Source organism: Paraburkholderia oxyphila NBRC 105797 (assembly GCF_000685075.1).
Classification (GTDB): Bacteria; Pseudomonadota; Gammaproteobacteria; order Burkholderiales; family Burkholderiaceae; genus Paraburkholderia; species Paraburkholderia oxyphila.
This window is the reverse complement of record NZ_BAYD01000042.1, coordinates 1-13789: the sequence shown is the minus strand read 5'-3', so window position 1 is coordinate 13789 and position 13789 is coordinate 1. Positions and strand designations below refer to the sequence as shown.

Below are 13789 nucleotides of genomic sequence, written 5' to 3'. Positions count from 1 at the left end.
TTGCAACCTGAATGCCCTGAGTCGTGCCGCCAATGAGAAGGGCGGCCAATAGCCATCTGGATTTGAAGATTGCAGTCTCCTGTGTAATTCTGCTTCTGTGCCTGATCGGTTTATTGACCCGCGCCGGTGGACGGGAAATGCGTTCCGGTCGGGCCAATTCCGACCTCCTCTACGACCACGTCACCGTCCTTCGCCCAGCCCCAATGAAGGGTGTTGGGGGGAATGACCAGAATGCTGCCTGGCTCGAGCGCCTGTACTTTGTTTTCGTCGAATTTGTCGCCGGTGCCTGCATAGAACGTACCGGAAATGACGGTCATGATTCGCTGATCGGGATGGACATGGGGTTTGCTCTTGACGCCCGCGGGGTACAGCGCGGTGATGACATAAAGACCGGCTTGCTGCGCACCTCCGACCACATAGGCGGAAGACGGCCCGGCCATCTGTGGCGTCAGCGTGATCGAGCCGGGCTTGATCGTCCGGATCGTGGCATCCTCTGCATGGACGCTTCCGATGATCGACGTTGCCAAAGCCAGGCCCACACCATAGCGGATAGCGCTACGCATGCCATGAAAATATTCGATCCTGTCCTTCAGGTATTGCTTCAAGGAAGTGAGTGAACTTTTCGTAGAAAAATCAGGTTCAAGATATTGAAATTTATCGGTGATCATGAGGAATCCTTGTTTTGTCAACGCGCTGGATCGCTAGCTACGTTTTTTCTGGAAGAACAACAAGAACGGAGCAAGCGGGGCGGTGATGAATGTTGGTCGACTTTGGGAGGGTTGTCGTTCGAAATTCGTGACCAGGTCGTTCGAAAACGTCGAATGGGTGACGTAAGCGGCGAGTCGCGCCAGAGGGCACGGACCCTCTCGCCGTGCTCCGGGTTTGCCAGCGTTCCAGGTCTGGACGCTGGACGTCGCGGTAGCGGGGTCCAGTATTACCCTGCCGGTCGAAGGTTTTCATACATTGGTGCAGCAAGATAGTGCTGTACGCGCGTCTGATCTAACACCCTCCATTCAATCTGCGATGCCGTTCGCCCGCAGACACGTTCGAACGTTTCGAACGTCTTCGTCGCGAACGTCGTACGGCAATTCAACCGTGCCGGCGCACTATGGAATCACGGTATCTCACCGAACTCACTGGAGAAGATCATGACGCGCTTTCACAATAAATCGGTACTCGTCACTGGCGGTAGCAGCGGCATAGGATTGGCAGCAGCCAAGGCTTTCGCAGCCGAGGGTGCACGCGTCGTCGTCACCGGCCGTGACGCGGCGGCGCTCGAAGAAGCTCGGAGCGCGCTGGGCCCCAACGCGATCGCCATTCGCAATGACGCGGGTTCGGTCGCCGCGGCACGCGAGCTGGCCGAAGCGATCGGTAGCGCGAACATCAAGCTCGACGCCGTTTTCATCAACGCAGGCGCCGCAAAGTTTGCCCCGTTGACGGACGTGGACGAAGCGCTCTGGGATCTGAGCTTCAACACGAACGTGAAGGGCGCCTATTTCCAGATCCAGGCGCTCTTGCCCCTGCTGAACCCGGGCGCATCGATCGTGATCAACGGCTCGATCAACGCGCACATCGGCATGCCGGGTTCGTCGGTCTATGCGGCCAGCAAGGCTGCGCTGATTTCGCTCGCAAAAACTTTGTCGTCGGAACTGCTGCCGCGCGGTGTGCGCGTGAACGTGGTCAGCCCGGGGCCGGTGCAGACGCCGCTATACGGCAAGCTCGGCATGGATGCCGCAACGCTCGAGGCAACGGCTGCGCAAATCCTGAAACAGATTCCTCTCGGCCGTTTCGGGACGCCCGAAGAAATCGCCACCACCGTGCTGCATCTGTCGTCACCCGAATCGGCCTTCATTGTCGGTACGGAAATCATTGCCGATGGCGGCATGAGCCAGCTCTAATCCCGGCGGATGCGATCGCGGGCAAAGCCGACGCCGCGAGGGAGCGTTTCTCTCCAGAGACGGCGTCGGCGCATGTCATGGCAGCACAACGATCTTTCCGCCGGCTCTGTTTTCGTCCATGCACCGATGGGCTTCCACGATATCCGCGAGTCGAAATACCTTGCCGACCGGGATACGGAGCGTTCCTGCCGTTACCTGATCCAGCAGTTCATTGTATGGAGTCGCCATGAATTCCTCGACTCCGCCGTCGTAGATCGTCAGTCGTACGGTGCTGGGTATCACGTCCATTGGGCTGAAGTTTTCAAAAGCCCATTGATTGCCGACGATGCCGGTCATGCACACGACGCCGCCCGGCTTGGCGCAGCGCAACGAATCCTTCAAGGTCGTGGTGCCGATGAGTTCCAGCACCTTGTCGACGCCGCCGGGCGAGACTTCACCGATTTCCGGCGCGACCGTGCCCGAGTCGATGACGACACGGTCGGCACCGTTCATGCGCAAGGCGTCGCCTTTCTGCGGGTTGCGCGTCGTCGATATCACGAACGCCCCGTGCGCTTTGGCGATCACGGCGGCGGCGAGCCCGACCGAGGTCGTTCCACCCCGGATCAGCAGGCGATCGCGCTTTTGAAGCGCAAGCGCCTTGAACAGCGAGCCCCACGCGGTCTGCAGCATTTCCGGCATGGCCCCGAGCGTTTCCCAGGGCAGACTGGTAACCAGCTTCTGCACCTGATGGGCAGGGACGCAGACGTACTCCGCATAGCTGCCGTCAAAGTCCCGTCCCATGCCGCCCATCGCGGTGGCGACGGTATCGCCTTTCGCGAATTCCATGCCGGGCGCATCCTCCACGATGCCGACTGCCTCGATCCCGAGCACGCGCGGAAACCTGACGTTCGGAGAAAATCCCTGGCGTGTAAACATCTCGGACCGGTTGAGCCCGAACGCCTTGACACGGATCAGCACCTGGCCTTGCTGCGGTGTCGGTATCGGATGCTGTTCGAGCTTGAGCTTTTCAGGCCCGCCCGGCTCGTGGATCACTGCTGCATTCATGGTCTTCATAGATGCCCCCTGGCGGCCTTCGAGCGCGCATATACGACCGTGCGCAGGCCAGTTCGACTTCAACCCTCTCCCTGTTTGGGGTCCGTGTTGAACGTGTAGAGAACGATCTTCCACGTCCCATCGATCTTTCGAAGCACGAAGACCTCCCGGTTATAGTCGGTTACCTTCTTGCCGTTTTCAATGACGGCAGCGCCCACATGATGGTGCGTGCGCACGACCGCGGTATCGCCGTAAACGTTGATCGCGTCATAGGAGAAAACGGTGGAGAAACTGGCACTCCTGAAGAGTGCGTTGTAGCCGGCAATCTTTTGATCACGCGTCGCGTAGGTGCGCTTGTTGTTCCATTCGGCGACACTGCCCTCGGCAAACAGCCCGACGATCGTGTCCGTGTCCTTCGCGTTGAGGGCGCTTTCATAACGATGCACGACGTCGTAGACCTCGCGTTGCTTGGCGCTCACAGCCGGATCCGGCGAGTACGGAATCGCGTCCTCCGCGTAGACTGCCAACGGCGCCGACAAAGCGAGCGCCAACCATGTGGCAAGCGTGAATGCCGCCTTGCAGGCAATGTGATCACGGTGTTTCATGACGCAGGCCTCCTTCTCGAAACGACCCATGACTGTTGCGGATAGCGTCGCCGCAGGCTCAAAGCCTGACCAGCCGCATGGCATTCCCGCGGCCGATCCTTTCGCGGTCGTTGCCGGCGATTGCCGCGTTGTCGAACCACTCGCTCGCCATGGCCTCGATCCAGGTTCGTTCGCCGCATGTTGGGAACGTTATAGCAGCCACGATTTTCCGCTAGCCGGCAAAGCGAGAAATCATTTTCCATTTCCGGGAAGATCGGTGTGTCATGGCGCGACGCGTCTGCCGCCGGGCCGCCGTTTGGCGCGCCTGCTTGCCGTATTTTCGGGAAGCAGCGCACAATGGTCTTTCCAGAGATGGAAAAGCGATGGCGAACCTGAACTCGCTGGTGATTTTCGCAAGGGTGGTCGAGTCGGGCAGCCTTTCCGGGGCGGCACGCCGGCTCGGCATGCCGGTTTCCACAGTCAGCCGGCGCATCGCGGAGTTCGAGCAGGCGCTGGGCGTGCGCCTCCTTGAGCGCTCCACGCGCAATCTCGCCCTCACCGAACTCGGCAGGGAGGTGTACGAGCATGCCGTGCGCAGTGTCGAACTGGGTGAAGCGATCGAGTATGTCGTTTCCAATCACCTCGCGGACATGTCCGGGGTCTTGCGTCTTTCGGCTCCGCCAAGCATTTCGGATACCTTATTGATGCCGCTCGTGCTCGAATTCCAGAAACACTATCCGAACGTGCGTTTCCAGGTGCTCGTCACCGAGCGCTACGTGGAACCTATCGCGGACGGTGTCGACCTCGTGTTCCGCTTCGGCACATTGCGCGACTCGTCGCTGGTCGCAAGGCGCCTCCTGGCCTATCGGCATCGACTGGTGGCGACCCCTGCTTATCTCGAGCGTTTCGGCTCGCCAAAGAAGCCGCGGGATCTGCTCGGGCACCGGCTGCTTGCGTTCTCACACTGGAAACCGGATTGCACCTGGTCCTTCGTTCACGAGACGGGCCACGAAAAGCAGACGCTCACGTTTCAGCCCTTCTTCGAGATGAACGACTTTGCCGGCCTCGCGCCGATGCTCTTGTCCAGTTCCGGCATGGGTGAACTGCCTCCCGTGGTTCGGCCCGATCTGATTCGCGAGGGCAGGCTCGTCGAGGTGATGCCCCATTGGCACCTGCAGACCTTCGATCTTTCGCTTCTGTACCTGGGCAACCGGCACATTTCGAAGCCGTGCAGGCTTTTCAAGGAATTTGCCATTCAAATGGCGCCGGTATTGTTTCCGGATCTCCCCGAGTAAAACGCTCCGGTAAGCTAACGTATGATGAATGGATTGAAATGGGTGCCGTAGTCGTAGTGATCGAGGTTTTTCGCCTGCTTCAGCAAACGGACCACCCGATAGGTCACGTTGAGCGCCAGGAGCACACCCAGGTATCGAGGCGCTGCATCGGCATGTCGCATCGGGACACCTCATTCGATTCGTTAGACAACGTGCCGATTCCGTCTGGAGGGCCTCGCTTTCGCCGTTCAGACCGGCAGCGACGCGAAGAGGCCAGGCACCATCTGCGAGGCGAAGTCCCTGAAGATGCGGACCTGCCGCGGCAGATACCGGTCGCGCAGGTTGGCGATCGTGAGGTCGAACACCGGTAGATGCCAGTCCGGCATGACTTCGACAAGCCGCCTCTCGCGCACGAGTTCGGGCTGAACGATGGGCGGCAACTCGCCGATGCCGCAACCTTCGAGCAGCGCCACGATCAGGCCGGTGTAATCGTTCATCGCGATCACGGGCTGGAAGGAGACCGTTTCGGTTTCCCGGCCGTTGACGTGAACGAAGCTCCAGCTATAGTCCGGTTTCCAGAAGGAGAACGCGAAGAGCCGGTGCTCGAGAAGATCTCCCGGCGTTTGGGGAGGGCGGCACTTCGCAAGATATTTCGGACTCGCGACCACCTGATGGCGGTAGGTCAGCAGCGTGCGCGCGGCGAGCGTTGCGTCGGTGTAGGTGCCGACCTTGAAGGCGATGTCGACGTCCTCGGCGATCTGGTCGACGATGCGTTCGGTAATGAAGGCCTTGACCCGTACGTTGGGGTAAGCCTGCTGAAAGGCGCCGACGACGGGAACGATCAGAGAGTCGGAGATGCTCGGCGGCGCACAGAGCCGCAAGGTGCCGGACACCTCAGGGAGCCGGTTCGAAATGACATTGTCAACCGCTTCGCTGACCTCGCTGGCATGCCTCGCCAGTTCGAAGACCTCGGCGCCAAAGTCGGTGAGCCTCAGATGGTGGGTCGAACGCTCGAGCAGGCGCACGCCTAGCTGATTCTCGAGTTCGGCGATACGGCGGCTCACGGAGGAAACCGGCATCTTGAGACGCTTGGCCGCTTCCGAAAAGCTGCTTGCCTCGACGACCTTCGAGAAAATCAGCAGGGAATTCAGATCCTTCATCACCGCTTCGCTCTATCGGGTCCTCACGGCGCGGTCCTCACCGCACGACGGCATACAGGGTACCGCCTCAATGAACCCGCAGCAAGGCGGTGAACCTCGGGGCGCTTCGTTCGCGGCCCCCTCAGTCAGATCACCACCTGCTCGCCGTCCGGATTGCTCGTCGAGGTATTGAAACGTGGGGCGGTACGGGCGATTCGCGGGTCAAAGGCGTCGTTGTCCGGCTCGCGGCGACGGCGCTCAGCATCAAGCCTGGGGGATCGGCGCGAAAGATCGCCGTCGCCGAGTTGAAGGACGGCGCGCACGTGCGTGGGGATACGATCGCCGAGTTGGGCTATGGGGCCAATCCGCTGGACATGCTGATCTATACCGATCCTTTCGATCACAAGGACTATCTGCTGGTCACCATCGACGTGCCGTAGGGCGTCAGAGTCATTGCGACTGGCGCTACAGTTGTGCGACTGTGCGACAAAGCTGTTGCGACTGGCCTGACAGCCCGGTTTAGCCTCTTTGTCGCACGATAGAAGTCGCCAACCGATTTGACGCCGCGTTGATGACCCGTGGGACCGGAACCCGTTACTGCCGCTCGAGTCGGCGCTCAGTTAGATACTAAAAGGGCCGCTTTCCACCCGATCGCAGACGTTTAGATGTGGCTTATACGGTGCCTTTTGGGGCCGCATCTTTGCTCACCTGGGCGTGAGGTCAAATTTCCGAGGCCCGCCTTTAGATGGGGCTCAGATTGTGTGGTCCTCGTAAGCGCGCCACGCGCGAGGGCTAACGCCGAAACGTTTCGAAAAGACCCGACTGAAGTGAGCAGGGTCCTTGAATCCGCATTGGTAGGCAATGCTGGCGATCTGGTAGCGATCGTATTTCGGATCGCGCAGCCGCTCTGCGCAGGCATCGAGTCGCTTGCGTTGGAGAATCCGCGAGAAGCGGTCGCCGTGCTGGGCGAGCACGCGATAGAGATAGCGTTCGGAAATCTGCAGCGCCAGCGCGCAATCTGCGGGCGTCAACGTGGCCTCGGACAAATGCGCGTCGATATAGTCGTGGATCTGGCACCAGCGGACACTTTCGGGACGCGCTACGAATCCGGCCGCTTCTACGTAAAACTGCATGCAGGCGGCACCCAGCATCAGCACGAAAGATTGTTCGAGCGCAGCGACTGCCGAGACATGGCAGTCGGCAAGCCCGCTTTCCATTTGCCTCACGAGCTCGTTAAGGGCGCGCGTGAGCGAGTGCGAGGCCGGTGCGAGAACCGGGCCGCGTAGCGTCGAAGGAAAGTAGCCCTGCCAGCGCGCAAGCGGCACGCGAATCGCAATCAGGTGGACGCTCGCCCCGGAAAACGCCACGCTAGAGGGCTCGTGAGCATTTCGAAAGGTTATGTCGCCAATCTGAAACTTTAACCGGGTGTTCGCCTGCGACAGTTCACCCGCACCGTCTTTGACGATATTGACGAGCACCTCCTGCTCCTGGCTGCGCGCCACATGCTCGGCCCGATGCACGACTTTGAGCGCCGGCATGCGCAGATCGGCGATCATACCGCCGCCCAGCAATCGCGCCGTGCTCGCGGTGCCTGGCCCGTGCGATGGTGTGGCAATCGTGAGGTCGCCGGGCTGCATGATATTGCTCAATAGCGAATTCCATTCGCCGTTCGCGGCGGGCGCGCAAAAGACCTTTTGCGGCCATGAGGAAACGACGCTCGATTCGCTGTATGCCATGCCAAGGTTCATTGACAGTCAAAAATTTGGTTCAGTAGCAAACAAGTCAAGGTTACCGGAGGCTTCTATGATGCTCCGGGCACCGCAGCGCTACACCATCTGAAATAAAATTCACCCTGGAGTCTTCCTTGAGCACGTTACCGATTTCAATCGATCGCTCCGATTCGGAAGCGGAATTCTCCGCCACTACGCGCTCCTTGATGACGTTGCGCGAGCAACTCATTATCGACCGTCCCGTCAATTCGTGTATTCGATCTGACTCTGTTGCGCTATTTGAATTCTTCGAACTCTACGCGCATTTCGTTTATGACTTTGGCGGCTACGTGGGCGCGCTCTTTGCGAGTCTTTCAGACCTCGAAGCCAAAAAGCGTATTTACGATAATCTGCTCGAAGAGATGGGCTTTATTTCCAGCCAGGAGGTGCGATGGGAGCTGCACCACGGCGAGCTTTATCGGCGCTTTCTTGAATCTCTGCGACGCACGCAGGCTTATCGCAACGCGATCGATGCATGCCGCGCGCATGAACTCGATGCGCAATCGCGCGACATCTCGCGGCGCTTCTACGAAGGGCATCAGCATATTCTGCGCGCCGGCAACGATGCCGTGACGTTGGCAGCGTTCTCCTCGATCGAAGGCTGGGTCAGCCGCGAGTATGCCCTCTGGCGCGAACTGCTTGCTCACGCTGGCGAGGAAATGCGGTTCCTCGATATGCGCACGATCGACCTGCATTGCGAATGCGATATCGAACACTGCCGCGTGCTCGATGAGATTCTCGCGCGGTTCGTCGCATCAGGCGACACGAACGCTTCGATACACGCCGTCAACGCGGGCCTTCTGCGCGGCGTGCAGCTGTCAATCGGGCTGTTCGATGACATTGGACCTGCACTGCGTCCTACGGAGAGAGCGAGTTGAAGGGACAATTGTCGGGTTGGACGACGTTCGCATGTCTCATTCCGTTTCAGCTGATGTTCGGAATGGTGTATGCATGGGGCGGTATGGCGCCCGTTATTCAACGCGAAACCGGCTGGTCGATCGCGTCGCTCGACCTGATGTTTTCGCTGACACCACTGACCTTGTTTCCGGCCGTTCTTGCGGGTGGCCGTCTCGTTGCGCGATACCCGCCGGAGCGTGTGCTGCGGTGGGCCGGCATCTGCTTCGCGTGCGGCTCGCTCGCGGGATTGAGCAGCGGTTCGCCCTGGCTGTTCGCGCTCTGCTATGCCTGCGTGGCGCTCGGCGTAGGAGGCGGCCTGTCCACGCCGGCGAGCGTGGAAATCATCCGCCGTGCCGCCCCGCGCGCGCGGGGCCGCTTTTCCGGTGCGCTCCTTGCTGTCTATTGCTTTTCCGCGACGCTCAGCGTCCCGCTCTTTCTGTGGCTCGCGCGAGCGCAGTCCTGGCGTGTCGCGCTCGGCACCACGACGGCGGTTTGGTGTGCGCTGGGTGTCATCGCATTGTTCGCGCTGCGCTCCGATCCGCAGAAGCCGGCTGCAGTGAATGGCAACGTATCCTTGCGGGCGGACCCGTCGATGTTGCGGGCCGTGGTCTGGAATATCTGCCTGCTGTTTGCGTCCGTGCCATTCGGTTCAGCGTCGTTCGCCGCCATCGGCCGCCTCGCCGGCCTCTATGGGCACGGCGCATGGATCGGCGTCGCTGGAACGGCGGCGATCTCGCTCGCAAACGGCATCGGCCGATTCATGGGCGGCGCGCTATCCGATTTTCGCTCACCTCGCGCGACATGGTGCATCGTGCTCGGAATTGCCGTGGGCGGCTATCTGGCCGCCATCGCGGACGTGGTCCTGAAGTTGCCGGCGCTGTTCCTGCTGTTTGCTACGCTCACGGGGTTAGCGTTCGGTGCTGCTGCCGGCAAATTACCCGCACTGGCCGCACACACTGCGCCGGCGCGCCCGGCAGCCGTTTTCAGCGCGTACTTCGGCGCGTTCGCGCTGGCGAGCTTCGCGGGACCGCTCGTGAGCGCGATAATCGGCATCGCGGCGTCAATGACGCTGTTCGGTTGCCTGACGCTGGTGGCGTTTGTTGTGAACGCCTTGTGCCTGTGCGCGGCGCGCTTGCGCACAAGCACATCGCGCATGGCGTGATCGACTGACGGGCGGGCATCGCGCGCGGCGAACGATCGCGACGCCCGGTCAACGACGGACGGTGTGTGCCGCCTGCCTTGCGACGCTCGTCCTTCACGGGCGCGTACGGCGCAGGAATGCGCACGCGCAGAGCAGGAGCGCGCCCGCGCTCGCGATCAGTGCGACACCGAAATCCGACCATGACGCGCTCGTGCTCCCGTGCGCGATAAAAAGCCCGAAGACGGCGACGCCGAAAGCACCCGCGATCTGGCGCGAGAAGTTGACGACCGCGGAAATCATGCCTCCGCGCTCCGGCCCGATCGTCTGCAACGCGGTTGCGGTGATCATTGGCGTGATCAGCCCGACACCGAGTGAAATGAGCGTGAAGGCGGGCAGCATCGGCCAATACGCATGACGCATGGCCGGCAGCGCGAGCAGCAGCGTCCCGGGAATCAGCAGCCCGAGGCCGGTGAGAATCGAACGTTCGGGACCGCCGCGCCGGCTCAACTTCCCGCTCGCAATGTTCGAGACGATCAGCGGTAGCGTGACCGGAATGAACGCAAGTCCTGCCTGCAGCGCGCTCATCCTGAGGGCGTCACGAAAATAGAGGCTCGTGAAGAACACGATGCCGAAATATAGAAAATTGACGACCACGCCCAGCGCCAGCGCGCGCTGAAGCCCGCGATCGGCAAACAAGGAAAGCGGGATGGCAGGATGGCGGACGCGCTTCTCCGTGCGCATAAACCACACAAGGCCGGCAACGGTCGTAACGCCAAGCGAGCAAACTGCAAACGCGGAAAGGGCAGCGTAGTTGATGATCAGTATGAGCAGGCCTGTGGACGCGATGAGAAGCAGAATTTGCCCAGCCCAGTCGTTCGCACGCGCGGCGGATTTGGGTGGCGCATCGACGAATCGCGAAGTGAGTACGATACCTGCGAGACAGACTGGCAAATTGATGAGAAAGATATAACGCCAACTCGCAAACGACGTGATGATTCCGCCGATGATCGGACCGCATGTCAGCGCCGCACCGCCGAATGCCATCCATACCGACAGCAGCGTGAGGCGCAGTGCGTTGCGGCTGGCAAATGACCAGTTGATGACGGCCAGCGAATTGGGAACGATGATCGCGGCGCCGATGCCCTGAACGAAGCGAGCACCAAGCATGAAGGTGATGGTGGGCGCGCAGCCACAAGCGAGCGAACCCGCGAAGAAGAGCGCATACCCTACAATCAAGAAGTGCTTGCTTCCGTAACGGTCGCCGAGGACGCCGGATGAAAGCAGGAATACGGAAAATGCGAGTGTATAGGCATTGACGATCCATTGAAGCATTGAAACGTCGGCGCGGTAGTACGCCTGCATGGCGGGCAGACTGAGGTTCACGATCGACACATCAAGCTGCACGACGAAGTATCCGATCGAGGCAGCTGCCATGAGCAGCGCCACTTTCCAGGCATGCGTCGATGAATTGGCGTCTGTGATTGTACGGGTGGAGGGTGTAGATTCGAGCATGGAAATTGGGAGTGAAGGCATTTGCAAGGCGCGCTGCCTATTGGGACCAGGGCGAATGGCGGCAGTCTGAATGTCGCCCTGGCGCTGGCTACGCGTCTAGCCCTGCACGATACGCGGGCGCCCCTCGACGAAGTGTGCGTGATGATCGCGAAGCGAACGGACATTGACGGTCTTCATCAGCCACCGTTCCTTCAGCGCCTTTTCATCGCGAATGGTACCCACGTCCTTGTTGTGCAGGCAATCGTTGTTTGCCGAGCCGAGCAGATCGCCGGGCTGGATCAGAACGCGCTTCTTGAGGCGGTGAAGCACATCGATCAATAACTCGACGGCGCGTCGCGCTTCCGGCGTTTGGCCCTCCGTGCGATTTTCGAAGAAGCGGATGTCGGTTGGTGTCGCGCCGCCGAGGATCGGATGCAAGTCGGCCTCCCCGAGCTGCACGGCGCTCTTATACATCGTGAGATCGTCGAACGGCGTGTAGAACTCGTTGCGGCGCAAGACGTCACGCGTGTCCGAATCGAAAACTGGCGAAGATGCCATCTGCCGTACCTGCGCGATCGACGGGAATACGCTCTCAGGTTCAATGCACGGCTGGGTTAGCGGTGCATCGGTTGAAATCATATCCAGCCGGATCAGGTGCGTTTGGACACGGGGGAACCAATTACTTGACTGGCAGCGAACTCGATCAACCAAGTCGCTCGCCTGAGCGCTCGACTTCGCCAGCGTATTGCGACCACCTTCGACGTCAACGCGGGAGCGAGGGTCATTCGATACGGCAGCCCGCTTTCCCATGCGTGACAAGCGTGACAGGTGCAATCTGCAATCATCGACCGGACCCTGCGCAGTGATCTGAGCAACTTGAGCGGCGTACGTTCTGAGCGTTTGGTCCGCGTCGCCGCGTAGCGTCTGCGCCTCCCGTTGGATTTCAGGTATCCGAGCGGTCCTGCGGGCAAGATGCCACGCACCGACACGCGAGGAGCGGCATTTCGGACACCCTCGGGAGGGCCCTCGCTACGCGCCGAAGCGACTGTCCGTATCAACGAATTAGTCGAAGAATATCAATCTGCTGTCTCTGCACTCCGCGGCAATAGCAAGTTGACTGGCAGACCGTTTGGCCCTGAGCAGCAATTCCGACTACGATTCCGGAATGCCTGTTTAGGTCGATACATCTCCCGTAAGCATCGCCATAGGAACGCCCGCTTGACTCCTGGAAGCCGCCGTTAAGGGCGTGCGGGATCGAAGGGCAGTTGTGGGTCGGGTTATGCCACTTGCATCACGCGCACGCCCGAGACGATCATCACGTTCAGTCGTCGGGCGCCGAACGGCCAATTTCAGCCGGTCGGGACATGCGCCGCGATCGTCGACAATCGCCGTTGGTTTCAGGTGGCGATGGCAAGTCCAAGGCTCGGGGCAAGCGCGAACGAGGCCTCATATAATCGACGCGAGAGGCGATTCGAAGCTTGCTGCCCGGCTATTCGATTTGAGCTAAAGTCGAATGCTGGCATTCCTTATAGGCTACATTTGTGATCGACGAAACGACCGTTATCCACCCGACCGCAGTTATTGAAGAAGGCGCCGTCATCGGCGCTCGCGTCCGCGTTGGTCCCTACTGCTGTATTGGCGGCAACGTCGAGATTGGCGAAGGCACCGTGCTCAGGTCGCACGTCGTCATAAGCGGACACACTCGCATTGGTCGCGACAACATAATCTACCCATTCGCCTCCATCGGAGAAGACAACCAGGACCTGAAGTACGCTGGGGAGCCGACTGTTGTGGAGGTAGGCGATCGCAACAGAATCCGGGAAAGCGTCACGATCCATCGTGGCACAGTCCAAGGCGGCGGTATCACCAGGATCGGAAACGATAACCTATTGATGGTCAATGCCCACGTCGCCCACGATTGCGTCATTGGCAACCATTGCATTCTCGCAAACAATGCAACCTTGGGTGGCCACGTTATCGTGGATGACCACGTGATCATCGGGGGAATGTGTGCAGTCCATCAATTCTGCATCATCGGATCACACGTTATGGTGGGAGGTTGTTCTGGCGTCGCGCAGGATGTGCCGCCGTTTGTTATTGCCCAGGGCAATCACGCTTCACCGGTCGGAGTGAACACCACGGGGTTACAGCGTCGTGGCTTCAGCAAGGAAGCGATACAAGCCATTCGGAATGCATACAAGCTGCTATACCGGAGCGGGAAGACGCTCGACGAAGCGAAGCCGGGGATTGCTGACATTGCAGCGGCTCACGCCGAGGTCGAGCCTTTTTACGAATTTCTTGATCGCTCGACGCGCGGTTTGATTCGGTAAAGAAGGGACGGCTAGTACACACCCACTGAACGCCTGATTTTCAAAAAAAGTTGGAGGCCGACGGGGCGTATTATGCGGTTGGCATCGAAAAATGGGGCAAATGCGGGCCGTCCACCTCATCCGTCGGAATGTCCGGTATCAAGCAAATCGGCCGTCCCATGTGGGTCGCGTGCTGCCGACCACCGCCGTACATGCACGAACTACACGATATGCAATTTGCATCGGGCAGCACCC

At 60.1% G+C, this 13789-nt stretch carries 15 protein-coding genes; 7 read left to right on the top strand and 8 right to left on the bottom strand.

Annotation, left to right across the window (positions count from 1 at the left end):
- Positions 1–110: 110 nt before the first annotated feature.
- Positions 111–668 (bottom strand): cupin domain-containing protein, encoded by a 558-nt coding sequence (locus tag BO1_RS57890; protein WP_052409586.1) that lies wholly within the window; start codon positions 666–668, stop codon positions 111–113.
- Positions 669–1148: 480 nt separating this feature from the next.
- Here BO1_RS57890 and BO1_RS24360 point away from each other — a divergent pair, with 480 nt between their 5' ends.
- Positions 1149–1898, top strand: coding sequence for an SDR family oxidoreductase (locus BO1_RS24360; RefSeq protein ID WP_028219781.1), 750 nt, complete (start codon positions 1149–1151; stop codon positions 1896–1898).
- Positions 1899–1973: 75 nt separating this feature from the next.
- Here the strand turns inward: BO1_RS24360 and BO1_RS24355 are convergent, their stop codons facing one another.
- Together BO1_RS24355 and BO1_RS24350 are read right to left on the bottom strand one after the other, a co-directional pair.
- Positions 1974–2951, bottom strand: a complete 978-nt coding sequence (locus BO1_RS24355) for a zinc-binding alcohol dehydrogenase family protein (RefSeq protein ID WP_084688164.1) — start codon at positions 2949–2951, stop codon at positions 1974–1976.
- A gap of 59 nt (positions 2952–3010) precedes the next feature.
- On the bottom strand, positions 3011–3565 hold the full coding sequence (locus BO1_RS24350; protein WP_245643895.1) for a YybH family protein: 555 nt from the start codon (positions 3563–3565) through the stop codon (positions 3011–3013).
- Positions 3566–3897: 332 nt separating this feature from the next.
- Between BO1_RS24350 and BO1_RS52560 the strand changes: the two genes are divergently transcribed.
- A complete protein-coding gene (locus BO1_RS52560) occupies positions 3898–4809 on the top strand; it encodes a LysR family transcriptional regulator (protein ID WP_043286255.1) in 912 nt (303 codons plus the stop codon).
- Between the two features lie 14 nt (positions 4810–4823).
- Here BO1_RS52560 and BO1_RS59395 read toward each other — a convergent pair whose 3' ends face one another.
- Positions 4824–4970, bottom strand: a complete 147-nt coding sequence (locus BO1_RS59395; protein WP_156992382.1) for a hypothetical protein — start codon at positions 4968–4970, stop codon at positions 4824–4826.
- 66 nt (positions 4971–5036) lie between these two features.
- Positions 5037–5948, bottom strand: coding sequence for a LysR family transcriptional regulator (locus BO1_RS52555; RefSeq protein WP_052409585.1), 912 nt, complete (start codon positions 5946–5948; stop codon positions 5037–5039).
- Between the two features lie 89 nt (positions 5949–6037).
- Here BO1_RS52555 and BO1_RS24325 point away from each other — a divergent pair, with 89 nt between their 5' ends.
- Positions 6038–6367, top strand: coding sequence for a hypothetical protein (locus BO1_RS24325; protein ID WP_028219778.1), 330 nt, complete (start codon positions 6038–6040; stop codon positions 6365–6367).
- A 312-nt stretch (positions 6368–6679) separates the two neighbouring features.
- Here BO1_RS24325 and BO1_RS24320 read toward each other — a convergent pair whose 3' ends face one another.
- Positions 6680–7564: a helix-turn-helix domain-containing protein gene (locus BO1_RS24320; RefSeq protein ID WP_245643897.1), complete on the bottom strand. Its 885-nt coding sequence runs from the start codon at positions 7562–7564 to the stop codon at positions 6680–6682.
- Here BO1_RS24320 and BO1_RS61315 point away from each other — a divergent pair.
- The 3 genes from BO1_RS61315 (at position 7452) to BO1_RS52550 (ending at position 9755) form a co-directional block, all read left to right on the top strand.
- The gene (locus tag BO1_RS61315; protein ID WP_245643898.1) at positions 7452–7766 is read left to right on the top strand and encodes a hypothetical protein; all 315 of its coding nucleotides are present in this window, start codon (positions 7452–7454) and stop codon (positions 7764–7766) included. The two genes, BO1_RS24320 and BO1_RS61315, sit on opposite strands and share 113 nt — an antisense overlap.
- 97 nt (positions 7767–7863) lie before the next feature.
- Entirely contained in the window at positions 7864–8574 is a 711-nt protein-coding gene (locus BO1_RS24315; RefSeq protein ID WP_156992381.1) for an iron-containing redox enzyme family protein, read from the top strand.
- Positions 8571–9755 (top strand): MFS transporter, encoded by a 1185-nt coding sequence (locus BO1_RS52550; RefSeq protein ID WP_156992380.1) that lies wholly within the window; start codon positions 8571–8573, stop codon positions 9753–9755. Before BO1_RS24315 ends, BO1_RS52550 begins: the two co-directional genes overlap by 4 nt.
- Positions 9756–9848: 93 nt before the next feature.
- Here the strand turns inward: BO1_RS52550 and BO1_RS52545 are convergent, their stop codons facing one another.
- Both BO1_RS52545 and BO1_RS24300 read right to left on the bottom strand, forming a co-directional pair.
- Entirely contained in the window at positions 9849–11168 is a 1320-nt protein-coding gene (locus BO1_RS52545; RefSeq protein WP_167338384.1) for an MFS transporter, read from the bottom strand.
- Positions 11169–11342: 174 nt separating this feature from the next.
- Positions 11343–11864 carry a hypothetical protein gene (locus BO1_RS24300; protein WP_156992379.1) on the bottom strand — a complete coding sequence of 174 codons (522 nt, stop codon included), beginning with the start codon at positions 11862–11864 and terminating at the stop codon, positions 11343–11345.
- Positions 11865–12766: 902 nt separating this feature from the next.
- Between BO1_RS24300 and lpxA the strand changes: the two genes are divergently transcribed.
- Positions 12767–13555 carry an acyl-ACP--UDP-N-acetylglucosamine O-acyltransferase gene (lpxA, locus tag BO1_RS24295; RefSeq protein WP_028219774.1) on the top strand — a complete coding sequence of 263 codons (789 nt, stop codon included), beginning with the start codon at positions 12767–12769 and terminating at the stop codon, positions 13553–13555.
- Positions 13556–13789: the final 234 nt, after the last annotated feature.